This is a genomic window from Halostagnicola sp. A-GB9-2, assembly GCF_030068615.1.
Classification (GTDB): Archaea; Halobacteriota; Halobacteria; order Halobacteriales; family Natrialbaceae; genus Halostagnicola.
Genome location: NZ_JASJOC010000001.1, coordinates 972,448 through 998,411, shown reverse-complemented (window position 1 = coordinate 998,411; position 25,964 = coordinate 972,448). Strand labels below are relative to the sequence as shown.

The window sequence follows — 25,964 nt, the reverse complement described above, 5'->3', positions numbered from 1 at the left end:
CTCACGAGTGGTTCGGACACCACGTCGAACCGATTACCTCTGACGGACGCAAGGTGGTTGTTCTTCAGGGATTACTCGAGAGTGACCATTAGGTAACGCGATTATCACTCAGAACGAGCACTCCTCAACTACGCGATTGTCACTCACGCCCAGTGGAGTCGGTGATTGACGCCCAGCGGAGACGGTGTTGTAGTGCGAAAAAGTCGATAGGAGTCCGTGTAAACGGAGTCAGGTGCCGCTAGCAGTCTTCGTCGTCCTCGTCGGTGTCGCTGACATCACCGTCGTCAGCGGTCGCGTCGTCGCTGTCGTCTTCGGTTGCATCATCGTCTTCGGTTGCATCATCGTCGAAGTCGGTGGCATCGTCATCGCTCGCATCGTCCTCGTCTTCAGGACTGTCTTCGTCAGCGTATTCGTCACTGTCCGAGGCGTCGTCAGTCGCGTCGTCGTCCTCGGAGACGTTGTCAGTTTCGTCGTCGCTATCGGTGACATCGTCAACGCCCTCATCATCTTCAGAGGCGTTGTCAGCGTCCGCACCGTCGCTGTCTGTCACGTTGTCGGCGCTGTCATCGCCATCATCGAATTCGATGCCGGAGTCGGAGCTGTCATCGTCGGTAGCGTTGTCGTCATCGCCGAGGATGTCCCTTTCTTCAGGACAATCTTCGTTCATGTACTCGTCGCTGTCGAAGACGATGTCAGTCGCGTCGTTGGTGTCGTCCTCGTCGGAGGCGTCGTCAGCGTCCGCATCGTCACTGTCCGTCACGTTGTCGGACGTATCCTCGACACCGTCATCGTCGCTTTCGTTTGCTTCTTCGTCTACCTCTTCGCCATCTTCGATGGTTTCGCCGTCCTCATCGAAGTCTTCGTTCGTGTCCGTTGCAATAACGCCGGCACCGCTTACCACTGCCAGCGCCATCATCAGTGTCATCGTGATCGCGATCGCACGTGTTGATATGTTTGCCATTTTGTTGGTCTCGGTTGTGTACACCTGCGAGTAACTGTACTGACTGCCAGCGGGTGTACACCCCCTCCAAAGAGAGAGCGGACTGTAACTATCTGTCAGATAAGTCGCTTTCTGTTCGTCAAACGCTGTTCCTCATTTGCTCCGTGTCAATTATCGAGAGACACACATTGTTCTGGATATTGCAACAGTCCAAGCCCTCGAGAATGATGTTCCTGTACGTGCTATTTCGTATGAACGCCTCAATTACGCTCAATTGCGGCTATCAATGCTACCAACCCGATTGCAGGAGTAGTCGATTGAGTTTCGAGACCAGAATCGGTCCGGTGGCACAACCCGACTACTAATCACTGGAATGGCTCATGGTTCCTGGCTGGAAACGATCTCCAACCGGTGTCGACGCTCCAAAGTGACCTCAAACTGTGATCCCAGACTGGTCAATATTCCCAATCGACGGTTCGCTCAACGACGATTGGCTGACACGATAAACGAATCTCAGGAATCGAGTTCAGTGGGATGGCCCGTTCAATCACAATTTGGTGAACGTTAACATAGTAAGGAGTCAGTAGTATCCCCATTCAGTGCCAGATGGCACTAATGAAAGTTGCACACCTTCGGTTCTTCGAAGACTTCGGAACTCGTTCAGTGGCGATTCACGGCATCATGGCGATCGCGTTCGTCAATGCGATTCTTGCTGGCCTATTCATCACCGGGCAGGTGGGTCTCGTCTCATTCGTTGCGCTGCTCAATTTCACTGCCGGACTGTGGGTCGCTCATTCGATCCACTCGCTCGGCAACGTCGCGACCGACGATGAGTACAACGGGATCATCAACGAGATACTCGACATCGGCGACAACGAATCCAGCGACGGGATCGATTCCGGTCGGATCGGCCGGCTTTTAGCGCTTATCGCGGCCGTAACCGCAGTTTCGCTCTTGACCTCGGCACAGGTCCTCTCGGGAACGATCCTTTCGGTCGCCGTCGTCGCAGTCGGGGCAGTTGCACTCGTAACGGCCATCGTCGGATTCCTGATTGCACTTGGTGACTCCTACGACGAATCCCAGCGACGGACGATTGCGGCGGTCGAACGGAATAGGGAGGGGTCCGACTCCGATGGACAAACCGACTCATAGGCGATGTTCGCCCTCAATGCCAGCCGCTCTACCGACCTGTGATCCGGTATCTGGTTAGTTCTCACTACGGCGTTCTACTCAAGTCGAATTAATTTGGAGACAGACGCTCTACGAGTTGGTCGGCGACCAGACGCTCGTCTCGAGAGGTAGTCTGTCGTCCAGAAGATGGGGATACGCAGGCAGGAAGATGCTTTGTGCATACTGCGATGATGATGATGTGGCTTCCTGCCGTATCTTCGTATACTAACCCGGCACTCATATCGGTGTTCCCAAACCACTTTGGAACCCGTACTCGGACCGTATTGGGGATCGAACAAAATACTACAAATTCTCGAGATCCCAGCCGACGAACTCCTGTTCGGTTTCGACCTCGAGCGCCTCGAGTACGTGCGCGAGCCCGAGGTAATTCCCTGCGAGCACTCCAATGCCCAGGATCACCTCGTCGGCGTAGTGAGTCGCGACCCGCTCGTGGGTTGGGTCCTCGACTTGCCCGTCGACGAACTGTTCGACATACTCGACGATCGCGGCGTGTTCGTCCTCGAGCGCGTCGTGGCGCCCGCGCGAAACGGCGAGTATCGTTTCGGGCAACATTCCTTCGTCAAGAGCGACTCGGACGTGCTGATGCCACTCGTAGGCGGATTCGGTCTGTGCTGCCGTCGTCAGAATAACGAGTTCACGCTCGTGGGGGGTGAGCCCGCTCTGGTGCCAGACTGTCGAGAGATACTCGCGGAATCCCTCGAGGAGGTCGACGTTTCTTCCCAGCGTTCGGTAGACGTTCAGCGTGCCCCCCGAAAGCGAGTGGTCGGCTTCGGCGTCCGAATTCGAGAACGTCTCGAGTAGCGAGCGCTTCTCGGCCGGAAGCTCCTCCGGGTCGACGGGATCGAATCGCGTCATACCGGGAGGACTCGGCCGCCGAACAAATACGCGGTGGTCGGTTCGATTCGAGGCTCGGTCTCCCGACTCCTCGACTGCGCGGAACCACTATCGCATCTCTTTAAGTGCTTCTCGTCATAAGGTGAAGATACGAACGGCGACCCTCCTTCGTATTCGTTTTATTGCCGAACCATACTCACCTTCGTGCGTTCGATATGTCCACTGTACGACGGGCGTATAATCTCGGAGATCGAGGAACGTCTCCGAACTCAAGGAACCCGTCGGCGATGATCCCTGCGATTCGATAGTAACGATAGTTACGGATGTACTGTTACCATCGTGTGACCCCAGTCATTTCTCGATGGGAAATCAGCCAGGGAGTGAGTGTCGCATTTCAGTTCCGTTCGCCTCGAGACGGACTCGAGCCGTTCTGGAAGCGCTACTGGTTACCGTTCTCTGGTCGTCCTCGTACGTTCTGATCACGATCGGCCTCGAAGAGATTCCGGCGGTGACCTTTGCGGGGTTGCGCTACGGTATTGCAGCGATCGTCTTGCTTCCGTTCTTTCTACGCGGGGGCGGATATCAGTCCGTTCGTGCTCTCGAACGGCGGGAAGTCGGTGTACTTCTGGTGCTCGGCGTCTTCATGTATGCCGTCACGCAGGGTGCACAGTTCGTCGCTCTCCAGTATCTGAACGCAGCGACCGTCAGCCTCCTTTTGACGTTCACGCCCGTCGTCGTCGCCCTCCTAAGTGTCCCGCTCCTCGGTGAGCGAACCTCGAGCCGGCAGTGGTTGTGGCTGTGCCTGTTGTTCGTCGGCGTTGCGTTCTATTTCTGGCCATTCGCGTTCGAAACGCTCACGTTGGTCGGCCTGGCTATCATGGTGGTCGGCCTCTTTTCGAACTCGATTGGGGCAATCCTGGGCCGAGACGCAAACCGTGACGGGGCGCTCTCGGCGCTCACCGTCACTACCGTCAGTATGGGTTTCGGGGCGGGGATCCTTCTCGGAACCGGCGTCGTCGTGCAGGGACTCCCGCCCTTGAGTTTCCACAACTGGCTCATCGTTCTGTGGCTCGCCGTCATCAATACGGCATTCGCGTTCACGCTCTGGAACCGAACGCTTCAGACCCTCTCTGCGACGGAATCGAGCGTGATTGCGAACACGATGCTCGCACAGATCGCCGTTTTCGGGTGGGTATTTCTCGACGAGACGCTCACGTTGACGGATATTCTCGGATTGGCCGTCGTGATGATCGGCGCGTTGCTCGTGCAACTGGCGAACTAACAGTAACGGGTATCGATACTATACGCGTCCTCGACCGTAACTACGACCATGAGTCACGACTCACCCGTCCGCAGCCGAGTTCATGTCGTCCCGATCGGGTTCGAGTATGCGCGGTTGAAAGAGCCCATTATTCGGTGGAACGCCGATATCGTCGTCCCGGTAGAATATCCGGGAAGCGATCACGAGATCGCGTTTATTCAGGCGTTTTTGGAGGAGTTAGCGGAAAACGACCGACTCGAGGTCGACCGACGAACGTGCGACATCTTCGATCTGTACGACACGCTCGGGACGATTTCGAAGGCGATTACGGATTACTCCGAACAAGAGGTGTTCGTTAATCTCTCCGGCGGGAGCAAGATCACCGCCGTCGCGGGAATGATCGCCTGCATGGCCACCGGGGCACGGCCGATTTACGCTCGGCCGTCGTACGAACCGGAGGCGGAGAAGTTTCCCGACGAGCCGCTTCACGACGAGGTCGACGAAATCTTCGAACTGCCGCAGTATCCCATCGATCGACCGTCGGACGTTCATCTCGCTTTCTTGGAGTATATCGACACGAACACGACCGAAGACACCAACGGACGCTATCGAGGCGTCAACAAGGGCGAACTCATCGAATTTGCGCTGGCTCACGAGTTTCCGTTCATCGCCGAATCCGAAGCGACGACGCGGAAAGGCTACTACAGACTTCTGGACCGTCACGTGGTAGACCCGCTTCTAGAGCAGAAGTATATCGCTCTCGAGAAGATCGGCCGGAAGAAGTACGCGACGCTGTCGGACGGCGGACAGAACGTTCTTCGAGCGTTTCGATTTCGCATTGCGCACCTTCGTATCGAGTAGCGCCCAGTAGTGGGCGGGCGAGTACGCATCCTTCGAGAGTCGTTTGCTGTCCACCCGAGCGAGCGCGGATCCTTTAAGTGCTTCTCGTCACAAGGTGAAGATACGAAGAGCTTTTCGCGACCGTTACTCCTCGAGCAGTTGCGTTGCAGAGCCGTTTGCCTGGCTTCGTACACTAGTCAACCGGTAGTATAATTCGAGTGATATTTTCACCGATTCGAGCGAGGGTTTTTCCCTCTCTACGTGTGAGCCACGAACGAGATGCACGAAGGCGACTCCGGAACGCGCCTCCAGCGACCCGGAACCGTCGAGCACGCCCCGCAACGCGACCTCGAGAGCCGCGCCGGTGCGGGATCGGTCTCTCGAGCGGCCCTCCAGCGTGACGCATCGGTGCGCCAGTGGGGCGTCGTCACGCCGAGTGCGACCGTTATCGGCCGAGCTGAGTCTCCCGAGGCGGAGCTCTCGGATCGCGTTCGTCGACTCCACGACGAACAACACGGCGCGACGCCCGGATACAGCGAACGCGCTCACCGCCTCGATCGACTGCGGACGACCCAGGCGCTGTGTAACGCCCTCGAGGTGACGCCGTGGCAACGAGATCTCGCGCTCGGCGTGATGGACGAAATCGACCTAACGGAGTTCGGCAGCCAGCGCGCTATTCCGAAGGTCGCACTCGTCACTATTCGCCACGTCGTCGACCTCGACCGCCAGGCCTATTTCGGACTGGACGACCTCGACGCGTCGGAGCTCTCGGCCGAACGGATGGACGAACTGTTCGGCCAGTATCGCGCTCACGACATCACCGACGAACCGACGTTCGAGCGCCTTGCCACCGAGCACGGCCTCGATACGACCTCCCTCAATCGGCTTCGCCGCGTTCTCAAAGGCCAACTTGAGGACGAACTCCCGGCGTACGGCCGAAACCCGTGGCGGGACCCGAACTTGCCCGAGGCGACTGCAGATTCCGACGAGGAGTCGGTTGAATCGATGGCTGATGGATCGAACGACAGTGATTCGACTGGTCCCGATTCGACCGAGAATTGACGCGTTTTCCTCCCCGATTCTAACGGATAGGGCGTTGATCGCTTCTGGTGGATTTGTGTGGTCGCTCCTGGCCAACAGACCGTTGAGTTGTTCTCCCGCTCGAGAGAGCACGCCCTCACAACCGAAGCGGGTTCCGGGAGCTATCGACTTTTCCGTGGCGGGCCGTTACCACGGGTATGTCCGACACCGCGGATCGATTGACCGTCTACTCCGATTACGTCTGCCCGTTCTGTTACCTCGGGAAGGCCTCGCTCGAGCGGTATCGCGAGCGCCGCGAGGACCCACTCGAGATCCAGTGGCATCCGTTCGACCTCCGCCGGGGCAAACGCAACCCCGACGGCTCGATCGATCGCTCGGCCGACGACGGGAAAGACGACGCCTACTTCGAACAGGCCAAACAGAACGTTCGGCGACTGCAGGACGAGTACGACGTCGAGATGGCACAGGAACTCGCGATCGAAGTCGACTCGTTGCCGGCACAGATGGCGTCGTGGTACGTCCAGGACGAGTATCCCGAGCAGTGGGAGGCGTTCGATCGGGCCGTCTTCGACGCGCTCTGGAAGGACGAACGCGACATCGGCGACGTAACCGTTCTCGCGGATCTCGCAGAAGATGTCGACCTCCCTCCCGACGAAATTCGTGCCGCGGTCGACGACGATGAGCTACGGGCAGAACTCGAGGATCGGTTCGATCAAGCGTCACGACAACGGATCACCGGCGTGCCGACGTTCGTTGCCGACGGAAACGCGGCGAGCGGTGCGCTTCCGCCGGAACACCTCGCTCAACTCGTCGAAGAAACGTAGCTATCCTTTCAACTTCCCGAAGCTCCTGCTATCCGAGCTTCTCGAGGGCTTCGAAGAAGTTCACGGGCGGGCCCGCGAGCGTCACCGGATCGTCGGCGGTGGTCACCGTAACCGTTGTCGGCGGCTCGAGTCGTTGTCTGTTGCGCCCGTCGCTGATCGCGTAGGCCGTCTCGGCGTCGCGAACGGTGAGCGTGAGTTCGCTCGTGTTGTCGATCACCAGCGGCGGCATCGGCTCGGTCGCGGCCATCTGGGTGACGATGAGGGCGTCGACCGACGGTCGAATCAGGGGCCCGCCCTCGCTCAGGTTGTACGCCGTCGATCCCGTCGGGGTCGCAACGAGGACGCCGTCGGCGTGGCTTCGGGCGTACTGCTGGCCGTCGACGCGAATATCGATCGTCGCCCCGCCGCCGCTCCCTCGTTTCGGGCCGTGAACAACCACTTCGTTGAGCGCCGGCTCGAGCGTCCACCCTTCGCCGCTGGCGCGGAGCCGTTTCACGTCTCGGCCGCTGACCGATCCCGTCTCCCGGCGCTCGGCGACGAGGGACGTGACCGCTTCGACCGCGTTCTCCGGGGGCACGGCGTTGAGAAAGCCGACTTCGCCCAGGTTGACCCCGACGATGGGCGCGTCGCTGGCCTCGCGGGCGACGAACAGGAGCGTTCCGTCGCCGCCGATGCTGACGACCAGATCGAACGCGTTCATCTCCGCGACTGCCACGCAGTCTTCGCCGATCGTCTGTCCAGTTTCGTCGTCGACGACGACGCGGACGTCGTCGCTCTCGAGGGCCTCCACAAGTTGCGCCGCGAGCGACTGCGCTCGGTCGTTGTCTCGCTGGGCGACGATCCCGACCGCGACTTCGTCCTCGACCTCCATTGTAGCCGGCTATCCGCCCTGTAGTCAAAAACCCACTCGTTCCGCCTCGAGTCACAGACGACGAACGAGCCACGCGACGGTGTGTCGCGTCGGACACTTTGCGAGATCGTAATCAGTTGTTAGTGGCCTGTTCGCGGTCCATACTTTTGCGGGCTCCGTCTGATGACGGGACATGGCTCAACGAACGACAGCCGACGAGACGATGCCACGGCAAGAAATTGGAGCGTACCTTACCAAACTTGCCGAGGAGTTCGAACAGGGAAGCGAAGACGTCGCCGTCAGCGTCGGAAACAAGACGGTTACGCTTCACCCGCCCGAAGACGTCTCCGTCTCGATCGACGTCGTCGAACAATCGTCGATGATTCGCGGCCAGCGAGAGACCGTCGACATTCAGCTCAGCTGGAAGCCGGAACGCTGAGGCGACCGTTTCGACCCTGTCGTCGATCGGCCCAACCGGCTGAGGAACCCATCCCAGCAAACCGGATGGAGAAGTTCTTTTTCCTCCCGCCCCAGAGAGTTACCTGATGTACGAGACGATCCTCTTTCCTACCGACGGAAGCGACCACAGTGCGACCGTCGCCGAACACGCCGTCGACGTCGCCCAAACGCGCAACGCCGCGCTTCACGTCTTCTCGGTCGTCGACGATCGAGCCTTTCTGGTCCTCGATGACGACCGGGTCGAGGGTGTGCGCACGGATCTCGAGGAGAACGCGCTCGAGGCGATCGATCGAGCGGCGACGCTGGCGACCGAGCGCGGTCTCGAGACCGAGACGACCATCGAAACCGGTCATCCAGCTGAGTGCATTCTCGAGTACGCAGACGAGCACGATACCGATCTCATCGTGATGGGGACCAGCGGCGACGACTACGAGAACAACGTCGTCGGGAGCGTCTCCCAGCGCGTCGTCCGGTCGGCGTCTACCCCCGTGCTGACAGTCGGTCCGAACGTCTGACTGCTGGCCCATATGTCCGTTTAATCACATCTGGGCGGCTCTGCTGACACGATCGACGAGTACATTGATGTGTGCCGACGCCAAACGCAGGACAGATGCGTCGTTCGCTCGTAATCGGAACCGTACTGCTCGCTGTCGCGTTTCTGTTCCTCGGCGGTCCGTCGCTGTTGTTCTCTCCTTCGACCAGCGATATCGCTCCCGAGGAGGAAGACCAGCCGCGACCCGAGGTCCATTCCTTCGAGGACGCAGACAGCGGTATCTGGCCGTACTTGAGTTCCAGAGAACACCACGATAAACGGAGTCCGCTCAATATCATCGTTCGCGGCGACAGCGAGGACGTCGTCCAGTTGCTAACTGAAGAGTCCGACGGCGACTGGGAAGAGATAGACGAAGACGAGATGGCTACCGAGGACGAGCCCTACGCGTTCCTCGAGGACGATCACCACCACGCCACGGGGACCGAGTGGGGCGAGGCCGTAGGGACGACTCGCTACGCCTGGGTCGACCCCGGACCGGGTGAAGACCCACACTGGACGACCGAGACGCTCCAGCTCGACGACGGCGATTACTACGGCGAGCGAATGCACATTCGGCTCTACGAGGCTCCCAACAGCGACGACGAGTGGGTGGCCATGCAGGCCCACACCGAACACTTCGACTGGTTCACGCTCCGCCACCGCGTCGACGGCGTTGAACGCGCACAACTCGAGATCGAATCCGAGTTCATGGAACTACCCGGCGTCGATAGTCAGGAGGACGTTCAGCGAATCAATCTCGACAACTCCGGTCCGTCGGACGCCGACGGCTGGACGACCGTCGTCGATCTGTTTGGGATGGTGCTCGTTCCGTTTGCCCTCGGCCTCGCCAGTCAGCAACGCGTTCGCGAGCGGACGCCCGACCGTATCGACGAACGTCTGACCGACGTCGACCGTCGCCGGCTCGCGGCCGCGTACGATCGGATCGAAGCCGGTCACCTCGTCCTCTCGATGAGCATCCTCGCGATGTTCCTCGGCGTTCGGATCGGCGGCATTGCCTTAGAGCGAACTGTCGACGCGCTCACAATGCACATGATCGCCGCAATGCTCTATCCCGTCATCGCCGTCGGCATCCCCGTCGTGACGTACTTGGTTGCACACGGACTCACTCGCCGGCTCGACGCCGCTGTCGCCGCCTCGGGATCGTTGATCCTGGCGATCTGGCTCGATTACGGGCTGATGAGCGTCGACTCGCTGCCCGTCGACGTCGTCGCCCAGCGAATGCTCGTCGTCGTCGCACTGGGACTGATCGCGGGCGGCGCGGCCAAACGCGCGACTCGAGAATCGTGGCTGAACGATCTGCTCGTCGCCGGCGTCGCCATGTGGGTGCTGGTGTTAGGCGGGACGCTGTTTGGCTACTTCTGAACCCTCGAGAAGGCGTTTGCTCCTCGAGGATCGTTTCCCGCTCGAGCACTCTGCTGGCGCTTAAACGCTTTCGTCACTCGAAAAGTACCTTCTCGTACCGGCCGTGTTCACCGAACCGCTCCGTAGTCGCCTGACCGACACAACAAAAGTCGTCGGGACGCTGGAAGTCCCACGACATTCGATGCCAGTGGGACGGCCTCCTCGACTCTACCAGGCGGACCAGGCGGTCGTCGTCTCGTCGTAGGCGTAGACGCGCTTTGCGTCCTTCGCGAGGACCATGTCACCCTCGAGTTCGTTGCGGTCGCGCTGGTAGCCGCTGGCGTCGCTTCGGACGACGAAGGCGTCGATTTCGAACTCGTTGTCGCCGAAGGTCTCGACCTCGCCGACTTCGAACTCGTAGTCACCGGGGACGTGGACGGTGATGCTTTCGCTGTCGTCGTGAGAGCCGTCCTGCGGGTGGACCGTGATGTCGACCGAGACGTTGTCTACCTCTCGCGTCCAGACGGTTTCGACGTCTTTCGCATCTGCGGCCTCTCTGCGACGTTGCTCGGGGAGTTCGATGCTGGTCACGCGAACCGTCGAAAGCACTTCGTCGGTCTCGAGGATGAACTCGTCGCCGGTCTCGATGGTCTCGTCTTCGGGCGTCGTGACGTTCGCGGTGAAGGACTCGCCGTCCTGCGAGACGACGACGTCGAGGGTGACTTCGCGTTCCGGTTCAGGCTGGATCTTGTGAACGTGGCCACACTCTCCACAGCGGACGGTGATGCTGCCACCGCCCGGCGAGAGGACCTCGTGGACCGTCTCGAGTTCCGGAGAACACGAGGGGCAGGCCGTCGGGAGTCGATCGGGAATATCGCTCATAGCCCGGTGTAAGGGCCAGCGACCTAAAAGGTGCGTGAACCTGATCGTGGCTCTTCGCTAGCGTGGTCCGCCCGTGGGAAGCGTGACCTCCTCACCGTCGGCGAACACCGTCGGCTCACGGAGGATGCCGTCCAGATGAATCGGCGCGTCGACGTCGCCGCCGATTCCCGCGTTGTCGCCGATGGCGATGTGGACCGTGCCGCCGGCCTTCTCGTCGAGCAACACGGAGCCGACCAGTTCGGTGACGGCGACGTTCGTTCCGATGCCGAGTTCCGCCAGGTTGTACGCCGCGTCTCCGACTTCCTCGGCGGCGGTTTCGACCGTCTCCCGTATCTCGTCGTCAGAAATCTCCGTTACGAGGCCGTCTTCGACCTCGAACGTGAGCGTCTCTCCATCCTCGAGCAGTCCGTGGGGCATCATCGTGCCGTCGACGACGAACGTGCCGTCGGCCGTTTCGGGGCTGACGAACACTTCGCCGGCGGGTAAGTTCGACATTTCGCCCGGTTCGTGGACGATGCCGGTGTCCGAGAGGAACTCCCGGTCGCCAATTCCGAACGTAATGTCGGTTCCGGCGTCGGTCGTCACTCGAACCTCCTCGGCGTCGTCGACCTGTTCGCGAACGTCCTCGCAGTGGGAGGCGATGGACTCGTAATCGGCGTCCAGACCGACCGTGAACACGTCCTCGGTGATCCCCGGTAGCGTCGCGACTCGAGCGCCGGCATCGTTCGCGTCGGTGCGCGCTCGGGTGTGACTCAGACTCTTCGTCGTCGGGGCCAACACGACATCTGCCGCCGCCATCGCCGCCGAAACGGGCTCGGGCGGTTCCGATCCGTGGGTGTCTCCCGGCGGGTACCGGACGACCGCCACGTCGTCGGTCCGCTCACGTGCGGCCTCATAGAGCGCGTTCCCGATCGGCTCGCGCTTTTCGTCGGTAACGATCGCGCAGGACTCTTCGGCCTGCACGTCGAGACATTGTCGAATCGCCGTTTCCGCGGGTCCTCGAAGATCGGACATACCCGTGAGTGGGACCAGTACGCCGAAAGGTCTTGCTCTCTCGGCGTTCGCGGCGGTGGACATTCGAATACTGGTAGCGCCGATTCGAGCGCGATACGGGAACGTGATAGCTCGCGTAAAAACTCTCAACCGAGTAAAAACCGGTGGAGAAGGCTCGAAACGGTTATCCGATTCGACAGTGGAGTCGGGTGTATGATACAGGTCGCGATCAACGGCTACGGGACGATCGGCAAACGCGTCGCAGACGCCGTTCGGGAACAGCCCGACATGGAGGTACTCGGCGTCGCCAAGACGCGCCCGAACTTCGAGGCCGAGACCGCGCTCGAGAAGGGGTACCCGCTCTACGCCGCGATCGAGGAACGGGCCGACCAGTTCGCCGAGGCAGGACTCGAGATCGCCGGCCCGGTCGAGAACCTCGTCGAGAAAGCAGACGTCGTCGTCGATGCGACGCCGTCGGGGATCGGTGCCGAAAACAAGGCGCTCTACGAGGAGTACGACACGCCCGCGCTCTATCAGGGCGGAGAGGATGCCGAAATCGCAGATGTAAGCTTCAACGCGCGCTCGAACTTTTCCAACGCCGTCGACGCGGACCACGTCCGAGTCGTCTCCTGTAACACGACGGGACTTTCGCGAGTCATCGCTCCGCTTCGAGAGGCCTACGGCGTCGAGAAGGTCCGCGCAACGCTGGTCAGACGCGGCGGCGATCCCGGCCAGACAACTCGAGGCCCGATCAACGATATTCTCCCGAACCCGGTCACGATTCCGTCCCACCACGGACCCGATGTCGAGACCATCTTTCCGGATCTCGACATCGACACGCTCGGCATGAAGGTCCCGGCGACGCTGATGCACATGCACAGTTTGAACCTCACGCTCGAGTCGGACGTCGAGGCGGCCGAGGTCCGCGAACTGCTCGCCGACGAATCACGCCTGTTTCTCATTCCTGAGACGATGTCGATCGACGGTAGCGGCAAGTTAAAAGAGTACGCACACGACGTCGGGCGACCGCGCGGAGACCTCTGGGAGAACTGCATCTGGGAGGAATCCATCTCGACCGTCGGCCGAGATTGCTACCTCTTCCAGGGAATTCACCAGGAATCGGACGTTGTCCCCGAAAACGTCGACGCGATCCGTGCGGTACTCGGCGCGAGCGACGCCGAGGACAGCATCGCGACGACGAACGAGCAGATGGGTATCGGTTTCTAACTCGATCTCAAGCGTTCGGAACGATTCGGACCGACAGAAAGTTTTTGCCACGTGCCCTACTAGAGTGTTCCATGCGCCGAGATGATCGCGACGAACCCTTCGATGACCTCTTTCGTGAGATTGAGCGAATGATGAACGAAATGATGAACGGTGCGGATGTCGATTTCGAATCCTCTAGTTCCGTCGACAACGGCTTTGGATCGGATACCCACGTCGACATTCACGAAACCGACGACGAACTCCGCGTTATCGCCGACCTCCCGGGTGTCGAAAAGGAAAACATCGATCTCGAGTGTGACGGCAAGTCACTCACGATATCCGCACAGAGCCAGCACCGACAGTACGACGAACGCGTCTCGCTTTCACAGCCCGTCAACGAACACACCGCCGAGGCGACGTACAACAACGGTATCCTCGAGGTCGTCTTCGAATCGGCCGAGAAGTCATCGGATATTAGCCTCGAATAACCACCGTCACGAAGCCGATCACCCTCGCGTTCCGTTCGGATCGATTTCGCTCGCCGTCGAACCAGTCGCCGGACTCTCGTTTATAGCTTTTCCGTATTGTTGCTCGCCCGCGAGCGTATCGCCTCGGCGAGTCGATCGTAAAATCCCGCTTCGTATTTTGTTTCGTCGTCGATCGTCGGGCGCGCGTTCGTTTCGTTGACGACGACGCGGTCACCGCTTGCGAGCAGGTCGACACCGAGAAACGGAATCTCGAGCGTTCGGGCGACCGACTCGGCGAGTTCGCGAAGCGACTCCGGGAGATCGACGCCGGTCGCCGTCGCTCCGCGATGGACGTTGTGCTTCCACTGACCGTGTGCAATGGCGTTCTCGGGGAGCGTCCGCTCGACCGCCCCGACGCACTCGCCCTCGAGAATCATGACCCGATAGTCGACCGCTTCGGGAAGATACTCTTGGACGAGAAACGACTGGTCGCCGGTTGCTCGATAATCGTGGACCAGCGAGAGGTAATCGCAAATTCCGAGAAACGAATCGAGGTCGTGAGCTTTCGCGACGCCGGCCCCCCGCGTCGTCGAGTTCGGCTTGACGACCACCGGCGGTTCGAATCGCTCGAAGACCGACGCGAGTTCTGACTCGCCGACTTCGTTCGAGACGTACACCGAATCCGGAACGGGGATATCGGCTCGCTCGAGCCTGGCCAATACCTCCCCTTTGTTTCGCGATGTCAACACGCTCGAGTGGTCGTTTAGCCACGGGATGTCCAACAGCGCATCCGCGACGCCGCCTTCCATCAGTCGGCCGGGATAGACGAACCCCACGTCGTACTCGTCTGCAGACCACGGGGCGTCGGCTCCGATCGGTACCGTCCGCTCGCGGACGGGCACGTGGTGCGCTCGAATTCCCCGTTCCTCGAGCGGATCACCCATCCGCTGGAACGTCTCCTGATTGTTCGCGACCGCGAGGTCGATCATACTCGGGTATAAGCCGGCGAGACAAAAAACAGTAGAGTATTTGCCGTCGTCGTTCGGAGTGGGCCGACGAACACCGGGTCCCGCCTGGCCGACACTCGGAAGCTGGAGCCGTCGCTCTCCGTTGTCGAGTCGAAACGCGAAAATTCGGGCGTTACGCGATCAGTTCTTCCTCGCCACGTTCGACGACGACGCGACATGGTGGCGAGATCTTGTTGTAGGAGCGTCGAAGCGCGTCCTTTGCGAACTCGGCGTCCTCGACGTCACACCAGATCGTGAAGATGCGTTCGCCCTGCTGGATTCGGGCTGCCGTTCCGACGATTTTGCCGAACGACTGGCGCATTCCGTCGGAAACACGGTCTGCACCGGCACCGGTTGCCTGCTTGTTCTCCCGGATGACGTGGTGGGGGAACTTGCGCAGAATCATCTTGTACTGGTGCTCGCCGGCGCTTTTCAGCATGTGTCGGTTCGCCGACAGTCGAGAGGCCTCGAGCGATCCGTGGCGGATCTGGCACTCCTCTTCGGTGATCAGGCTGATCTGAACCGGATACTCTTCGGGATCGGCTGCGACGTCTCCCATCTTGTGCTGTGCGACCTTCGAACCCGGAATACCAGTAATATACTCCCGGCGCGTGTAGGCCGGTTTACTGATCTCCCGGTACATAGAGGCGGGTTTCTCTGACATGGCTGTAGTTACTTACAAAAACGGAGTGCTACCGTGCGGATAAAGGCTTCGAAGCCGTCGCCGTCGAAGTGTGGGCCGTTCACATTGTTAGATGCCCCAACTGGTCCCGTCGCCGAACGGTTTCGCACAAACCGTGTCGGTCGATAGAGCTCCGAGTGTCTTCTTCGAGTATACTCGAATTACGGTGTGCTCGAGTCAATGAGTCTGGTTATAGAACCTAGAAAACGGCTCTACTCGTCGGGGAAGGTCCTGACTCGAGACTCAGTTGCTGGGGATGTATTCGTCGTCGACTTTTTCGACCAGTCCCTGGGTCGAAAGGGAGTTCATCACGCTCAGCGTCGCCATTTTCTTCATGGACAGCGTTTCGCTGAGTTCTCCGACCGTCGCGCCGCCGGTCGTTTCAAGGTACAGGTACACGAGCTTTGCCTGCGACGAGTTGAGTTCGGTTGGGAGCGGGGTTCGGTCGGCGTTCGTCGTGGTGGTGAGCTGGGCTTTCATCAGTATGGAAACATCATCCACGAACTCTGGTATAAATCTATGGTGGTGTGGATATATACTGGGTAATAAATAATGATGTGATTATATGTATTGGTGGGAACTGACATAGATACAGGACGAAGACATTCTCGAGCGGAAGTGAGTAATACTCGTGTACTGGACGTTCTCCGTACGTATTTACTACTCGTCTGTAATCCTCTCTCGTTTGCCGTGGCCTCGAGGTACTGAATGGAATATGGCATAAACTCAAAGAAACTCCCCTGAAAATGTGCTTCGTTCTGCATGCGATTACTCGATCGGTATCGCAAAAACCCGTAGAACTATATAGAAATCTACATGCTTTATTTCAACATATGGTTCTCGATTATATGGCGGGGGATTTCGTATCGACGATGAACCACAAACCCGTCAACCGTCGGCGTGTTTAAGGGTCTTCCACCGATATAAGAGGGTATGTGGAAGAGTTTCCGGATCGGATCGCTGTTTGGCATTCCTATCAAGCTCGATCTGACGTTTTTGTTGGTCCTTCCCCTGTTTGCGTATCTAATCGGGTTCCAGATCGAACTGGTCGCAGATCTCCTGAACGATACGCTCGGCGCGGGAATCGATACTGCAACGATAACGAGCGGGATGATGCCGTGGATACTCGGTTTCGCAGCGGCCATCGGGCTATTCGTCGGTGTCGTCTTGCACGAACTCGGGCACTCGCTTACCGCACAGCGGTACGGATTTCCCATCGATTCGATTACGCTCTGGTTGTTGGGTGGGATCGCCGCCCTCTCGGAAATGCCCGAAGATTGGAAACAGGAACTCAACATCGCTATCGCGGGCCCCATCGTCTCTATTCTGGTCGGTGTCGGGTCCTACGCCCTCTTTCTCCTCACACCGGAGACCTTGGACGGCGCTCGGTTCGTCTTCGGGTACCTCGCGGTCCTCAACATCGCGCTCGCCGCATTCAATATGCTCCCGGCGTTTCCGATGGACGGCGGTCGAGTTCTTCGGGCCCTGCTCGCCCGGAGCAAACCGTACGCGAAAGCAACTCAGCAGGCTGCGACGGTCGGAAAATTCTTCGCGCTTATGATGGGGCTCTTCGGACTGATTCCGCCGTTTAACCCGATTCTCATTGGTGTTGCGTTTTTCATCTACATCGCCGCCTCGGGCGAATCCCAGCAGGTAACGATGAAAGCCGCGTTTCAGGACGTCACGGTTAGCGACATTATGACGCCCGCTCGAGACCTTCACACGGTCGATCCCGATACCAGCGTCGAGGAACTCATTCAGCGGATGTTTTCCGAACGTCACACGGGATATCCGGTGCTCGATAACGGCTATCTCGTCGGACTCGTCACCCTTTCGGACGCACAGGAGGTCAAGCCCGTCGAACGCGACGCGTTTACCGTTTCGGACGTGATGACGACCGACCTCCAGACGATTACGGCCGACTCCGACGCGATGACCGCGCTCGAACGGATGCAGTCGGAACGAATCGGCCGCTTGCTCGTTGTCGAAGGACGAGAATCACCATCGATGAATCGACCGGAAGATTCGCTTCACGAAGAGCGTGTCTACGATAATGGCGGATTCGACGACACGGTTCTCGACGAAGCGAGAACCGACGGAACTGACGAAGACGGCGACCTCGTCGGACTCATTTCGAGAACCGATATGATGACCGCGCTTGACATCGTCCAGAAGAGCGGCGAAGTGAACCACTCGCCCCAATCACAGGTTTCGGACTGAGCGTTACTCGATCGGAAACCGTAGGAGTGCCCCGACGCTTAGCGTCGGCGAGTCTATCGAGTCGCTCGTGGAGTTCGTGATCTTCGAATGATATAGTGATGTCCCGATCGGTGAGGATCTCTTCTCGAAGTTCGACCGGAAGACTGGTCAGGGGCCTGCTGGCGTTCCCAACCACTGTTTAGGGATTGGTCGTTCGAATTTTGATTATCGGTACCAAATAGCACGGTTGGCTGTGGACACTCGTCCGATCAAACACCTCTCACAGAACTATTACAACCTTATATTGTCTCCATCCATTTTCAGACTGGCGGGTCCACTTCTGTGCACGAGAAAAGTTTATAAAATGTAAACGATCACCGTTTAGTACTTTCGTACGTTTCCCGTTTCCATGAATCAGTACGTAGGTTTGAACCGAACCGTCGAAACTGGTGGTACTCTGTGACCGTGGCTCCCGAAACGGCGTTTTCTCGAGCGGCGTCGAACCGAGGACCACGTCAGTCCGATCGACGTGAACGTTCCGTCTCACCTACCGACGACGAATGAGCGAGCAAGTAAAGCAGGAGTCGGCCGTCGGCGGTTCAGACATTCGCGGTAGTCCTCGACAGGCGGTCGCGGTTTCGACGTTCGGGTATTTCGTCGGATTCGCCGGTGTCGTCGTCTACGGGCCGATCGCAACCGAGTTCGAGGAAGTGCTCGGACTTTCGGGACTGTTGCTCGGATTGCTCGTCGCTGCGCCGCAGTTAACCGGTTCGCTGCTTCGAATCCCCTTCGGCGCGTGGGTCGAGGACGTCGGTGCGAAGAAACCGTTCGCTATCTTGCTCGGCTTGTCGGTGGTCGGAATGGGCGGATTGCTAGTGATCCTTCTGACGGCGTATCCGGACGGCCTGACGATTGTACACTACCCGCTCATCTTCTTCTTCGGCTCGCTGAGCGGCTGTGGGATCGCCGCGTTCTCTGTCGGGGCCGTCGACACTTCCTACTGGTACAAATCCGACCGGCGAGGCACGATGCTCGCGGTGTTCGCCGGTCTGGGCACCACGTCCCCAGGGCTGTTTACGATCGTCTCTCCGTTCGCTCTGCTCGCGTTCGGGCTGACAGGAACGTACGCCGCGTGGTTCGCCTTCCTCCTCGTCGGAACGATCGTCTTCGTGATTTTCGCCGTGGACGCGCCGTACTTCCAGTACCGAAAGCAGGGGCTCGACGAGGACGAAGCGAAGTCGCGCGCCGAGGAGGCCGGACAGGAACTGTTTCCCAGCGGCGACGCGATGGAATCGATCCGCAAAGCGGCTACCATTCGCCGATCGTGGATGCTCACATCGCTGTTTTTCGTTTCCTTTGGCGGCTATCTCGCGCTCACGGTCTGGTATCCGTCGTACTGGGCCAACCTTCACGGATTCGACGTACAGACCGCTGGTATCGTCACCGCGGTCACGTTTACCCTTCTCTCGCCGCTCTGTCGAATCGGCGGCGGCGTGATCAGCGATCGACGCGGCGGAGAGGAGACGGCCTTGGTGAGCTTCGGAACAATCACACTCTCGACGCTCGTCCTCGTACTCACTCGCGACCCGATCACCGCAGTCGTCGCCACGGTCGTCCTCGGAGCGGGGATGGGAATCGCCAGCGCCGCGATCTACCAGTTACTCCCGAAATACGTCCCCGAAGCCGTCGGTGGCGCATCCGGGCTCGTCGGCGGCATCGGCGGCTTCGGCGGGTTCGCTGTCCCGCCGATACTTGGCCTCTTCGTCGACGTACGGGGCGTTTCTGGGTACGCGACCGGATTCGTCATCTACCTCGTCCTCGGTGTCGCCGGCATCGGCCTCGCCAGCATGCTCTACCGGACGCGATCGACCACTGTAGGCTCGAGAAATCCCATCCCCGCCGACGACTAACTTCGGTTGCGGTCGCTCAGGTTCACTCGTTCTGTCGTTGCTTTCGCTGGGGGAAATTGGCTGAAAACCGACGGACGGATCCGAGGAACGAATTCGGTTGCGAGACCCAGGAGGACCTCCTCGAGTTTTGGCGTTTCGCTCTTCCGAGTGTCGTCGTGAAAAGGTCCAGGTGCGAGAATTGAACCCGCGTCTCAGCCTCCACAAGGCTGAAGGATAGTCCACTACCCCAACCCGGACACGCGTGCACTTCTATGTAATCGCGGAGTACCTGAAATACGTTACGCTCTAGGGGACGCCGTGTTAGTGAGTAGCGCCCTCTCGAGCGAACCCGGTTCCGAGCCGTTTTTGACGCTCGCTCGCGTATCGTCGACCAACGCGTGGCCATCACCGACAAAATCTACGTCAAGAACCACCGCCAGTTGAGCTCCCAGCTCGAGACGAACATCCCCAAAGGGGCGTTCAAGGGGGCGACACTCGACATGCTCTTTCAGGGCAAAGGTCTCGAGAAGCTAGACGACGCAACGAGAGAGCGGGTGCTCGATTTCGCGGGCGACTTTCTGGACTGTAACTGCGACAACAACCCATACTGTGGCTGTCCGGAGCGGAAGTTCATCCAATACCTGCTCGAATTGCGCGCGCAGGGACTGGGCCCCGACGCCATCGTCGACGTGATGAGCGACGACTACATGGTCTATGCCTACTCCGGCGACGTCCTCTCCTTTCTCGACAACGGGATCCGAACGCTCGAGGCCGCCGAAGGACTCGCTCGAGTCGACGGCCACGGCGAAAAACGAGACGAGATTCGGCGAGTCAAAGACGATCTGGCGCGATAAACTGGTTCGACAACCGACGAGAGAGGCGGTTACCGCAGCGGATACTGCTCGTCGTCCTCGTCGAGGTCGTCGAGCAACAACACCTCGTCTTCTTCCCCCTCGAGGCGACTCCGAAGCTCGGAGACGTACGATTTGTGCTCCTCGAGTTGCTCCCGGAGGTGTTCGGCCTCAAGCTCTAAGCGTTCGTGTTCGCGGACGAAGCTCTTGGGAACCTCGACGGTCGGCGGATAGGTCGGTTCGTCGCCGGCGTCGCTCTTCCGGCTGGCGAGTTCCGACTCGGGAACGACCTCGACCTGTCCGTCGTGTTCGACCAGCAAATCGACGTAATCGCGAAACACGGCGGACAACGAGATGTCGCGCTCTTCGGCGATATCCTGTAGCGCTTTGAACGCGTCCTCGTTCACCCGGAACGAGATCGTCTTGTTCTTGTTGCCCATTGGTACCGTTTCTGTCTTCGATTCACTTAACGATTTGTCAGACACGCTCGGCGTGGTAACTGCCAGTTATAGGCAGGTAGAGTTCCTCCGCGGTGGAGAACACATAAAAATGTGTGAACGTGTCGGTAGCGGCCGATTCAGGCCGGCGTCTCGAGATCCTCGAGGCTTTCTAAGGCCTGTATCACGTCCCGTCGGTAGTTCTCGACCGGCGAATCGTACTGTTCGCGGGCCATCTGGGCGTATTCGTTGCCGGGCGCCGTCGAACCGCTCTCGGGGGCCTCCTGTTCGGCTTCCCACTCCTCGAAGGCCTCGATTCGCTCGACGGTCCGTTCGGCGGTTTCGACGACCCAGCGGTTGCGGATCGCGTCGTCGACGATCGAGATCGATTCGGGCCGAACGGAGACGTTGACGCTCCCGTCTTCGGTCTCGTACGTTCGGGGCTTGCCGACGATTGCCACATAGGCCGGCGGCTCCGTATCTCGGAGGACCGCGGCGGCTTCGGGCTGGTACTGGCCGGCGTAGACGAAAAAGGTCCCTGTCGGATCGACGACGCGGCCGCGCCAGTACTCGCTCTCGTCGCCGACGTCTTCGGTTTCGGTGAGCGTGCCGACGATGAACGCGCGGTTCGCGCGGTCTCCCGTCGGGAGCAACGCGTAGTTGGGCGCGCGTTCGTCGTCGCTTTCTTTGAAGGTGTACGTCGAGTCGTTGAATTCGGAGGCGAAGACGCGACGCGCGACTTCGCGGGTGAGTTCTGCCTGAGACATGTTACATCGACCTCGCTTTGATCAGCAGCTGTTCGGCATCGACCGGTCCGTCGAGTTCCTCGACATCGTCCGCGAGAACGTATCGGCCGAAGGTCGGCCCCTCGATGCGGTAGTACGTCCCGATGATCTTCTCGCGTATTTCGTCGGCGACCACCGTCGTGTCGAGGGCGTCCATCGCCATCTCCTTGCCCTCCTCAAGGCTGATCCCGGTCAGCGATTCGGTCGCCTCGGCGTCGAAGATGACTTCGTGGGCGTCGATGCCGTCGTCGACGACGCCTTTGATGCGGAGGTCGAACTCGCCTTCGACCTCGCCGTGTTCGTTACAGCGGCCGTTCTGGAGGACCCGCGTACAGTCTTCTTTCGGACAGCGCTTGATCAGGCCACTGCCGCTTTGCATGTCGACGAGCGCGCCTTCGATCTCGGAGGTGTCGTCGCCGACCTCGATGTCGTCCTCGAGTTCCTCGACGACGGTCGTGCTGTTGAGTTTGACTGAGTACCGGCCCTGGTACTCGTCGGTGACGACGTTTCTGAGTTCGTAGACGCCGCCTTCATCGAGTGCCGGAAGGTCGGATTTCGCCCATTTGGTGAACTTGATCGTTCCCGTCGGATCGCCGAGCAGACCCACCTGTGCGACGGAGTCGCTTCGGGGATCCCAGAGCTCGATGACTTTCGCGGTGATGTCGACCCACTGTTCTTCTTCGTCGATATCCTCGACGCTGACGGCTTCACTGCCGCCGCTTGCGATATCTTCGCGTTCGAGTCCCGCCTCCTCGAGGTAGTGGTTCGTGACGCTCCGGCGGCCTTCGTCGATCGGGACTTTGTACTCGTCGACGAGGGTCGTCAGGCGCTCTTCGACGTCGTCGACCGTGACGTCGAGATGGTCTGAAAACTGGTCGTGTATGTCTTCGGCGTGTTGTCGTAGGTCGCTCATGGTTTCTCGCCTCCTCCTGTGTATCAATGGGAGGCATACCGCAGTTCGTGCCCAATACTATTTAAACTGCCGCCACCGGAGCGAAAGTGATCACTGAGGGTTGAACGGCGTCCAAGCGGCGTTTAGTCGCCCATCTGGGACAGCACTCACTGTCCACGCTCGTATCCGCGGGATAGACATACCGACCCGCCTATTGGCCGTCCCCGTTCCAACCATCCTCCGGCGACGAACCTATGTGGCCGGCTCTCGAACCACCATCGAAGCCATGCCAGACAGGCGACGCCTCGAGCGATTCGTTCGCACGACACTCCAGCAGGCGGGCGAGCAGTACGAAGGGTTGCGCCGATCGACCGACGAGCAACTCGAGGAGGCTCGCAAGGCCTACGAGGGGGCCAAACACGCCCGCGAACTGCCGACCGACGAGGCCGGTCGGGCGAAAATCGTCTGTCGGCGCTACGCCGAACAGCGGGCGGCGAAGCTAGATGACGAGTATCGCCCCGCCTGTTTCGAGGCGGACCATCCGGACTGTGAAGGCTGTGTAGAGGACGTTCGTTCCGGGCGGATCGAGACCTGGTAGTCGGCCGTTATCGAGAATCTCTCTCTCGAGAGTTCCGTTCGCTCGAGCACTGGATCGTTTCCTCGCTCAGGAAGCCTGGGATCCGATGGCGACGGCCCAGATCGCCCCGATCAGCGCGACGACGGTGAGTAGGACGACTATCGTGTAGGAACCGGTGTAGGCGACGGTCGCGGTTCCGATCGGCGGAACCGCGAGCGAGAACGTGCCGATCCCCACGTTAAAGATTCCGATGACTGCGGTGTCTTTGGTTCGACTGTACGTCTGCATCAACACGGGAATGTAAAGCGTCGCGGAGCCGCCGAGGCCGATTCCGAGGAAGAAAATCGCCACCACCATGGCCGCGGACTCGGGGACGAGCAACAGCGCCGCACCGATCGCTGCGCTGGCCAGCGACGCGAGGAACGTTCGTCTGAATCCCGCTTTGTCGGCGACGAACCCGCCCCCGATCCGCGAGATGATGCTGAATCCGCCCACGAACCCGAACGCGAGCGAGGCACCGGCAGTGGACAGCCCGCGATGCGTGAACAGATCGATCGCGTAGGCCGTGAGTAGTTGGTACCACGCGAAGGAAAGCCCCATTCCGACGAACAATAGTCGAAACGCTCGGGTTTTGGCCAATTCGCCCAACCACTCGAGGATCTCTCCGGCCGAGGCGGTCGATCGGTCAGCCCACTCGGGCCGTCGACACGTGAGGCCAGCGACGAAGAACGCGGCCGCGGTGATCGACATGATCAGGAGAAATCCCTCTCGAGGGCCTCCGTAATCGATTGCGTACTGCCAGGCGGGAGGCAGGATGAACAGCCCGAGCCCGTTGCCGGTGAAAATGAGACCCGTCGCAGCGCCGCGGTATGACTCGAACCACCGAGGAACGATCGACGCGAGCACGACGAACACCGTTCCGAGCGAGAGACCCACCAGGCCGAAGACGATGACCAGTCCAGCGTAGCCGTCGACGACGTACAGTGATGGAGCGAGCAGTCCCGAAATCACGGCACAGACGAGCAGTATCGTGCGGGACGGAACGTGTGCGGCGAAGACGCCGACGACCCCGGCACCGATGTAGAACGTAAAGAGCATGATCGCGAAAACGGTCGAGAGCGCCACCGGGTCGATGCCGAACGTCTCGCTGAACGGCGTCAAGAACACGCCGTAGGAAAACGCCGTTCCGAACGTGAATATCATCGCTATCGCGCCGGTGAACGCCACGATCCAGCTTCGACGGCCATCGGGAGATTCACCAGCAGAGAGACTCACAACGGCATCATCCTCACCGAGGGAGAGAAAGTGTTCTGATATTCTCCGATAGCTACCCGTTCCCAGTCGTAGCGTACCGACTCTCGAGATTCGGGTTCGTCGCCGGTCGGGATGCTCTTCGACCGGTTCCTACGCTGGGTCGTCGTCGCAGATGACCCGTTCGACCAACTTTCGAGTGCCGTCGTCGTAGACGTAGCACTCGTCTGCGGCTTCGTCTTCCGTCTGCCGGTGGCTTCCGTCACAGAACGGAAACGAGTCCGAGAGCCCACACTGGCAGATGGCAACGTCGCCTTTTTCCTCGTCAATGTCGTCCGCGGTGAGTCTTCGCGGGCCGTTCGCCTCGAGTTCCACGAGTCGTGCCATTGCTCTTGACTCGAGGGTGTATCACCGAAAGCGTAGCGGTGGGCTACCCTGACTAACGATGGCGGAGAAGCGGTCTTCAGTCGCCGATGACGAGGGGGCCTTTCGGGTGTTGTCGAGAGACGTTCATCGGGCAGGTGTCGGGTGCCTGCGAGTCGTCCGAGGTCAGCATGTACTGGGGCCACTCGCGGTCGCCCTCGACGCCCCAGTCGCCCAGGTCGGCGTGGGGACAGACGCCATCGTAGTCCTCGAGTCGGTCCTGAATAACGTCTCGAGCCCGCTGACCGGCTTCAGTGTCGGCGGTGATGCCGTCGAACAGCGACCGGGGCTGGAATGTGATCTCGAGTCCGATCGGACAGTAGCGGCTCTTTCGGGTGTCGTAGAAGGGTGCGCGGCAGGTGGGAAACATCGGTTCGCCGCCGAAACAGAACTCCCAGTATTCGCTGTCGGGATCCGTGGGGATATCCTCCGGCCAGGGCTCGGGGTCGTGCGCGTGAAGCACCTGCAAAACGTGCCACAGCGCGTCGTGGTACTCCGACTCAGTTAGTTCCCGTTCGGGCGGTCGAAAGAACGTCACGAGCGAGGCCTGTTCGCTGTGGTCTTCGTACACCTCGAAGTACTCGAGGAGCGTTTCGCCCAGCGAAAAGAGCGCCTCGCTGTCGGTCATCGACGAGACGCAGGTGTAGAGGGGCTGGCCCTTCTCGACGGATTCGACGCCGAAGTAACAGGGAAACGGACTCCCGTTTCGCTCGCCCAGAATGCCGTCGGTAAAGCTCTCGAAGTGGGCGTTGACCCACTCCGGGGCGGCTCCCGACTCGACGCGCTGGGCGATCGTTTCCTGATCCATCAGCACCTGTACGCCGGACTCGTTCATATCCGCGATCTACAGACCGAATCGCTATGTGTTTTTCTCTTTCCCGAAGGATTCGGCGTTTGTACTACTCGAGTGTTCACCCTTTTAGACGATATGTTACCCGTTTCCGTCGGGCCGAACGATCGAAATAGGTGTACTGTTTATATCGAGCCATGCCCGATTGCACCCACTGTGGCGACGGGATGAATATGCCCTATTCGTGCAAGTACTGCGGCGGGGAGTTTTGTACAAGCCATCGCCGGCCGGAAGACCACGCCTGTCCGAATCTCGAGCGGGCACGCGCGCCGTCGACGGCGGACCGCTCAACGACAACCATCCGCCAGACAGCCGAACAGTTCGATGCCGAGACGTCGATCTGGAAACGCATCTTCGCGTGGAAATGGACGATTTTCGCCGCAGTGGTCGTACTCGCCGTCGGAGCGCTGGCGATCGGCTTGCTGTAAATCGTTTCGGT

At 59.8% G+C, this 25,964-nt stretch carries 29 protein-coding genes and 1 tRNA gene; 15 read left to right on the top strand and 15 right to left on the bottom strand.

Features of this window, described 5'->3' with window-relative positions; translation table 11 throughout:
* Nucleotides 1–238 precede the first annotated feature (238 nt).
* Nucleotides 239–961, bottom strand: a complete 723-nt coding sequence (locus tag QNM96_RS05000) for a hypothetical protein (RefSeq protein ID WP_283834904.1) — start codon at nucleotides 959–961, stop codon at nucleotides 239–241.
* A 594-nt stretch (nucleotides 962–1,555) separates the two neighbouring features.
* On the opposite strand from QNM96_RS05000, the gene QNM96_RS04995 reads away from it, so the two are divergent.
* The gene (locus QNM96_RS04995; protein WP_283834903.1) at nucleotides 1,556–2,092 is read left to right on the top strand and encodes a hypothetical protein; all 537 of its coding nucleotides are present in this window, start codon (nucleotides 1,556–1,558) and stop codon (nucleotides 2,090–2,092) included.
* A gap of 321 nt (nucleotides 2,093–2,413) precedes the next feature.
* Here QNM96_RS04995 and QNM96_RS04990 read toward each other — a convergent pair whose 3' ends face one another.
* Nucleotides 2,414–2,986, bottom strand: a complete 573-nt coding sequence (locus tag QNM96_RS04990) for a carboxymuconolactone decarboxylase family protein (protein ID WP_283834902.1) — start codon at nucleotides 2,984–2,986, stop codon at nucleotides 2,414–2,416.
* 340 nt (nucleotides 2,987–3,326) lie between these two features.
* Between QNM96_RS04990 and QNM96_RS04985 the strand changes: the two genes are divergently transcribed.
* From QNM96_RS04985 to QNM96_RS04970, 4 genes are all read left to right on the top strand, one after another.
* Nucleotides 3,327–4,247: a DMT family transporter gene (locus QNM96_RS04985; protein WP_283834901.1), complete on the top strand. Its 921-nt coding sequence runs from the start codon at nucleotides 3,327–3,329 to the stop codon at nucleotides 4,245–4,247.
* A gap of 48 nt (nucleotides 4,248–4,295) precedes the next feature.
* On the top strand, nucleotides 4,296–5,087 hold the full coding sequence (locus QNM96_RS04980) for a DUF6293 family protein (RefSeq protein WP_283834900.1): 792 nt from the start codon (nucleotides 4,296–4,298) through the stop codon (nucleotides 5,085–5,087).
* A gap of 258 nt (nucleotides 5,088–5,345) precedes the next feature.
* Nucleotides 5,346–6,128 carry a DNA-directed RNA polymerase subunit epsilon gene (locus tag QNM96_RS04975; protein WP_283834899.1) on the top strand — a complete coding sequence of 261 codons (783 nt, stop codon included), beginning with the start codon at nucleotides 5,346–5,348 and terminating at the stop codon, nucleotides 6,126–6,128.
* 176 nt (nucleotides 6,129–6,304) lie between these two features.
* Nucleotides 6,305–6,931, top strand: coding sequence for a DsbA family protein (locus QNM96_RS04970; protein ID WP_283834898.1), 627 nt, complete (start codon nucleotides 6,305–6,307; stop codon nucleotides 6,929–6,931).
* A 28-nt stretch (nucleotides 6,932–6,959) separates the two neighbouring features.
* Here QNM96_RS04970 and QNM96_RS04965 read toward each other — a convergent pair whose 3' ends face one another.
* Nucleotides 6,960–7,802 (bottom strand): NAD(+)/NADH kinase, encoded by an 843-nt coding sequence (locus QNM96_RS04965; protein ID WP_283834897.1) that lies wholly within the window; start codon nucleotides 7,800–7,802, stop codon nucleotides 6,960–6,962.
* Nucleotides 7,803–7,974: 172 nt separating this feature from the next.
* Here QNM96_RS04965 and QNM96_RS04960 point away from each other — a divergent pair, with 172 nt between their 5' ends.
* The 3 genes from QNM96_RS04960 to QNM96_RS04950 all read left to right on the top strand — a co-directional run bounded on the left by QNM96_RS04960 (nucleotide 7,975) and on the right by QNM96_RS04950 (nucleotide 10,155).
* Complete coding sequence (locus QNM96_RS04960) at nucleotides 7,975–8,220, top strand: amphi-Trp domain-containing protein (protein WP_283834896.1); 246 nt, start codon at nucleotides 7,975–7,977, stop codon at nucleotides 8,218–8,220.
* A gap of 106 nt (nucleotides 8,221–8,326) precedes the next feature.
* On the top strand, nucleotides 8,327–8,755 hold the full coding sequence (locus tag QNM96_RS04955) for a universal stress protein (RefSeq protein ID WP_283834895.1): 429 nt from the start codon (nucleotides 8,327–8,329) through the stop codon (nucleotides 8,753–8,755).
* 95 nt (nucleotides 8,756–8,850) lie between these two features.
* Entirely contained in the window at nucleotides 8,851–10,155 is a 1,305-nt protein-coding gene (locus QNM96_RS04950) for a YrzE family protein (protein WP_283834894.1), read from the top strand.
* A gap of 207 nt (nucleotides 10,156–10,362) precedes the next feature.
* Here QNM96_RS04950 and QNM96_RS04945 read toward each other — a convergent pair whose 3' ends face one another.
* Entirely contained in the window at nucleotides 10,363–11,016 is a 654-nt protein-coding gene (locus tag QNM96_RS04945) for an HVO_0476 family zinc finger protein (protein ID WP_283834893.1), read from the bottom strand.
* Nucleotides 11,017–11,073: 57 nt separating this feature from the next.
* On the bottom strand, nucleotides 11,074–12,030 hold the full coding sequence (locus QNM96_RS04940) for an aminopeptidase (RefSeq protein WP_283834892.1): 957 nt from the start codon (nucleotides 12,028–12,030) through the stop codon (nucleotides 11,074–11,076).
* Nucleotides 12,031–12,222: 192 nt separating this feature from the next.
* Between QNM96_RS04940 and QNM96_RS04935 the strand changes: the two genes are divergently transcribed.
* Both QNM96_RS04935 and QNM96_RS04930 read left to right on the top strand, forming a co-directional pair.
* Entirely contained in the window at nucleotides 12,223–13,236 is a 1,014-nt protein-coding gene (locus QNM96_RS04935) for a type II glyceraldehyde-3-phosphate dehydrogenase (protein WP_283834891.1), read from the top strand.
* A 71-nt stretch (nucleotides 13,237–13,307) separates the two neighbouring features.
* Nucleotides 13,308–13,703 (top strand): Hsp20/alpha crystallin family protein, encoded by a 396-nt coding sequence (locus tag QNM96_RS04930; protein WP_283834890.1) that lies wholly within the window; start codon nucleotides 13,308–13,310, stop codon nucleotides 13,701–13,703.
* Between the two features lie 80 nt (nucleotides 13,704–13,783).
* On the opposite strand, the gene QNM96_RS04925 is transcribed toward QNM96_RS04930, so the two are convergent.
* The 3 genes from QNM96_RS04925 to QNM96_RS04915 form a co-directional block, all read right to left on the bottom strand.
* Nucleotides 13,784–14,671 carry a RimK family alpha-L-glutamate ligase gene (locus QNM96_RS04925; protein WP_283834889.1) on the bottom strand — a complete coding sequence of 296 codons (888 nt, stop codon included), beginning with the start codon at nucleotides 14,669–14,671 and terminating at the stop codon, nucleotides 13,784–13,786.
* A 151-nt stretch (nucleotides 14,672–14,822) separates the two neighbouring features.
* Nucleotides 14,823–15,353, bottom strand: coding sequence for a 50S ribosomal protein L16 (locus QNM96_RS04920; protein ID WP_283834888.1), 531 nt, complete (start codon nucleotides 15,351–15,353; stop codon nucleotides 14,823–14,825).
* Between the two features lie 261 nt (nucleotides 15,354–15,614).
* The gene (locus QNM96_RS04915; protein ID WP_283834887.1) at nucleotides 15,615–15,851 is read right to left on the bottom strand and encodes a MarR family transcriptional regulator; all 237 of its coding nucleotides are present in this window, start codon (nucleotides 15,849–15,851) and stop codon (nucleotides 15,615–15,617) included.
* A 453-nt stretch (nucleotides 15,852–16,304) separates the two neighbouring features.
* Between QNM96_RS04915 and QNM96_RS04910 the strand changes: the two genes are divergently transcribed.
* Both QNM96_RS04910 and QNM96_RS04905 read left to right on the top strand, forming a co-directional pair.
* Nucleotides 16,305–17,591, top strand: a complete 1,287-nt coding sequence (locus QNM96_RS04910) for a site-2 protease family protein (protein WP_283834886.1) — start codon at nucleotides 16,305–16,307, stop codon at nucleotides 17,589–17,591.
* A gap of 539 nt (nucleotides 17,592–18,130) precedes the next feature.
* A complete protein-coding gene (locus QNM96_RS04905; protein ID WP_283834885.1) occupies nucleotides 18,131–19,480 on the top strand; it encodes an MFS transporter in 1,350 nt (449 codons plus the stop codon).
* A gap of 163 nt (nucleotides 19,481–19,643) precedes the next feature.
* Here the strand turns inward: QNM96_RS04905 and QNM96_RS04900 are convergent.
* Nucleotides 19,644–19,716: transfer RNA gene (locus QNM96_RS04900), tRNA-His, on the bottom strand.
* A 141-nt stretch (nucleotides 19,717–19,857) separates the two neighbouring features.
* On the opposite strand from QNM96_RS04900, the gene QNM96_RS04895 reads away from it, so the two are divergent.
* Nucleotides 19,858–20,313, top strand: a complete 456-nt coding sequence (locus tag QNM96_RS04895; protein ID WP_283834884.1) for a DUF5814 domain-containing protein — start codon at nucleotides 19,858–19,860, stop codon at nucleotides 20,311–20,313.
* Nucleotides 20,314–20,342: 29 nt separating this feature from the next.
* Here QNM96_RS04895 and QNM96_RS04890 read toward each other — a convergent pair whose 3' ends face one another.
* The 3 genes from QNM96_RS04890 to QNM96_RS04880 all read right to left on the bottom strand — a co-directional run bounded on the left by QNM96_RS04890 (nucleotide 20,343) and on the right by QNM96_RS04880 (nucleotide 22,445).
* Nucleotides 20,343–20,750 carry a CopG family transcriptional regulator gene (locus QNM96_RS04890; RefSeq protein WP_283834882.1) on the bottom strand — a complete coding sequence of 136 codons (408 nt, stop codon included), beginning with the start codon at nucleotides 20,748–20,750 and terminating at the stop codon, nucleotides 20,343–20,345.
* Between the two features lie 137 nt (nucleotides 20,751–20,887).
* Nucleotides 20,888–21,514, bottom strand: a complete 627-nt coding sequence (locus QNM96_RS04885) for a DNA-binding protein (protein ID WP_283834881.1) — start codon at nucleotides 21,512–21,514, stop codon at nucleotides 20,888–20,890.
* Nucleotide 21,515: 1 nt separating this feature from the next.
* Nucleotides 21,516–22,445: a replication factor A gene (locus QNM96_RS04880; RefSeq protein WP_283834880.1), complete on the bottom strand. Its 930-nt coding sequence runs from the start codon at nucleotides 22,443–22,445 to the stop codon at nucleotides 21,516–21,518.
* Between the two features lie 265 nt (nucleotides 22,446–22,710).
* Here QNM96_RS04880 and QNM96_RS04875 point away from each other — a divergent pair, with 265 nt between their 5' ends.
* Nucleotides 22,711–23,022, top strand: coding sequence for a hypothetical protein (locus QNM96_RS04875; RefSeq protein ID WP_283834879.1), 312 nt, complete (start codon nucleotides 22,711–22,713; stop codon nucleotides 23,020–23,022).
* 66 nt (nucleotides 23,023–23,088) lie between these two features.
* Here the strand turns inward: QNM96_RS04875 and QNM96_RS04870 are convergent, their stop codons facing one another.
* The 3 genes from QNM96_RS04870 to QNM96_RS04860 all read right to left on the bottom strand — a co-directional run bounded on the left by QNM96_RS04870 (nucleotide 23,089) and on the right by QNM96_RS04860 (nucleotide 25,510).
* A complete protein-coding gene (locus tag QNM96_RS04870; RefSeq protein WP_283834878.1) occupies nucleotides 23,089–24,276 on the bottom strand; it encodes an MFS transporter in 1,188 nt (395 codons plus the stop codon).
* Between the two features lie 129 nt (nucleotides 24,277–24,405).
* The gene (locus QNM96_RS04865; protein ID WP_283834877.1) at nucleotides 24,406–24,639 is read right to left on the bottom strand and encodes a CDGSH iron-sulfur domain-containing protein; all 234 of its coding nucleotides are present in this window, start codon (nucleotides 24,637–24,639) and stop codon (nucleotides 24,406–24,408) included.
* 76 nt (nucleotides 24,640–24,715) lie between these two features.
* Complete coding sequence (locus tag QNM96_RS04860; protein ID WP_283834876.1) at nucleotides 24,716–25,510, bottom strand: YqcI/YcgG family protein; 795 nt, start codon at nucleotides 25,508–25,510, stop codon at nucleotides 24,716–24,718.
* Nucleotides 25,511–25,662: 152 nt separating this feature from the next.
* Here QNM96_RS04860 and QNM96_RS04855 point away from each other — a divergent pair, with 152 nt between their 5' ends.
* On the top strand, nucleotides 25,663–25,953 hold the full coding sequence (locus QNM96_RS04855; protein WP_283834875.1) for an AN1-type zinc finger domain-containing protein: 291 nt from the start codon (nucleotides 25,663–25,665) through the stop codon (nucleotides 25,951–25,953).
* Nucleotides 25,954–25,964: the final 11 nt, after the last annotated feature.

Coding starts and splice junctions, on each gene's coding strand:
- QNM96_RS04995 (WP_283834903.1), top strand. CDS start 1,556: ATGAAAGTTGCACACCTTCGGTTCTTCGAAGACTTCGGAACTCGTTCA.
- QNM96_RS04885 (WP_283834881.1), bottom strand. CDS start 21,514: ATGTCTCAGGCAGAACTCACCCGCGAAGTCGCGCGTCGCGTCTTCGCC.
- QNM96_RS04915 (WP_283834887.1), bottom strand. CDS start 15,851: ATGAAAGCCCAGCTCACCACCACGACGAACGCCGACCGAACCCCGCTC.
- QNM96_RS04965 (WP_283834897.1), bottom strand. CDS start 7,802: ATGGAGGTCGAGGACGAAGTCGCGGTCGGGATCGTCGCCCAGCGAGAC.
- QNM96_RS04960 (WP_283834896.1), top strand. CDS start 7,975: ATGGCTCAACGAACGACAGCCGACGAGACGATGCCACGGCAAGAAATT.
- QNM96_RS04945 (WP_283834893.1), bottom strand. CDS start 11,016: ATGAGCGATATTCCCGATCGACTCCCGACGGCCTGCCCCTCGTGTTCT.
- QNM96_RS04950 (WP_283834894.1), top strand. CDS start 8,851: ATGCGTCGTTCGCTCGTAATCGGAACCGTACTGCTCGCTGTCGCGTTT.
- QNM96_RS04940 (WP_283834892.1), bottom strand. CDS start 12,030: ATGTCCGATCTTCGAGGACCCGCGGAAACGGCGATTCGACAATGTCTC.
- QNM96_RS04935 (WP_283834891.1), top strand. CDS start 12,223: ATGATACAGGTCGCGATCAACGGCTACGGGACGATCGGCAAACGCGTC.
- QNM96_RS05000 (WP_283834904.1), bottom strand. CDS start 961: ATGGCAAACATATCAACACGTGCGATCGCGATCACGATGACACTGATG.
- QNM96_RS04855 (WP_283834875.1), top strand. CDS start 25,663: ATGCCCGATTGCACCCACTGTGGCGACGGGATGAATATGCCCTATTCG.
- QNM96_RS04880 (WP_283834880.1), bottom strand. CDS start 22,445: ATGAGCGACCTACGACAACACGCCGAAGACATACACGACCAGTTTTCA.
- QNM96_RS04910 (WP_283834886.1), top strand. CDS start 16,305: ATGTGGAAGAGTTTCCGGATCGGATCGCTGTTTGGCATTCCTATCAAG.
- QNM96_RS04860 (WP_283834876.1), bottom strand. CDS start 25,510: ATGAACGAGTCCGGCGTACAGGTGCTGATGGATCAGGAAACGATCGCC.
- QNM96_RS04930 (WP_283834890.1), top strand. CDS start 13,308: ATGCGCCGAGATGATCGCGACGAACCCTTCGATGACCTCTTTCGTGAG.
- QNM96_RS04920 (WP_283834888.1), bottom strand. CDS start 15,353: ATGTCAGAGAAACCCGCCTCTATGTACCGGGAGATCAGTAAACCGGCC.
- QNM96_RS04970 (WP_283834898.1), top strand. CDS start 6,305: ATGTCCGACACCGCGGATCGATTGACCGTCTACTCCGATTACGTCTGC.
- QNM96_RS04875 (WP_283834879.1), top strand. CDS start 22,711: ATGCCAGACAGGCGACGCCTCGAGCGATTCGTTCGCACGACACTCCAG.
- QNM96_RS04985 (WP_283834901.1), top strand. CDS start 3,327: ATGGGAAATCAGCCAGGGAGTGAGTGTCGCATTTCAGTTCCGTTCGCC.
- QNM96_RS04925 (WP_283834889.1), bottom strand. CDS start 14,671: ATGATCGACCTCGCGGTCGCGAACAATCAGGAGACGTTCCAGCGGATG.
- QNM96_RS04955 (WP_283834895.1), top strand. CDS start 8,327: ATGTACGAGACGATCCTCTTTCCTACCGACGGAAGCGACCACAGTGCG.
- QNM96_RS04865 (WP_283834877.1), bottom strand. CDS start 24,639: ATGGCACGACTCGTGGAACTCGAGGCGAACGGCCCGCGAAGACTCACC.
- QNM96_RS04990 (WP_283834902.1), bottom strand. CDS start 2,986: ATGACGCGATTCGATCCCGTCGACCCGGAGGAGCTTCCGGCCGAGAAG.
- QNM96_RS04890 (WP_283834882.1), bottom strand. CDS start 20,750: ATGGGCAACAAGAACAAGACGATCTCGTTCCGGGTGAACGAGGACGCG.
- QNM96_RS04980 (WP_283834900.1), top strand. CDS start 4,296: ATGAGTCACGACTCACCCGTCCGCAGCCGAGTTCATGTCGTCCCGATC.
- QNM96_RS04975 (WP_283834899.1), top strand. CDS start 5,346: ATGCACGAAGGCGACTCCGGAACGCGCCTCCAGCGACCCGGAACCGTC.
- QNM96_RS04905 (WP_283834885.1), top strand. CDS start 18,131: ATGAGCGAGCAAGTAAAGCAGGAGTCGGCCGTCGGCGGTTCAGACATT.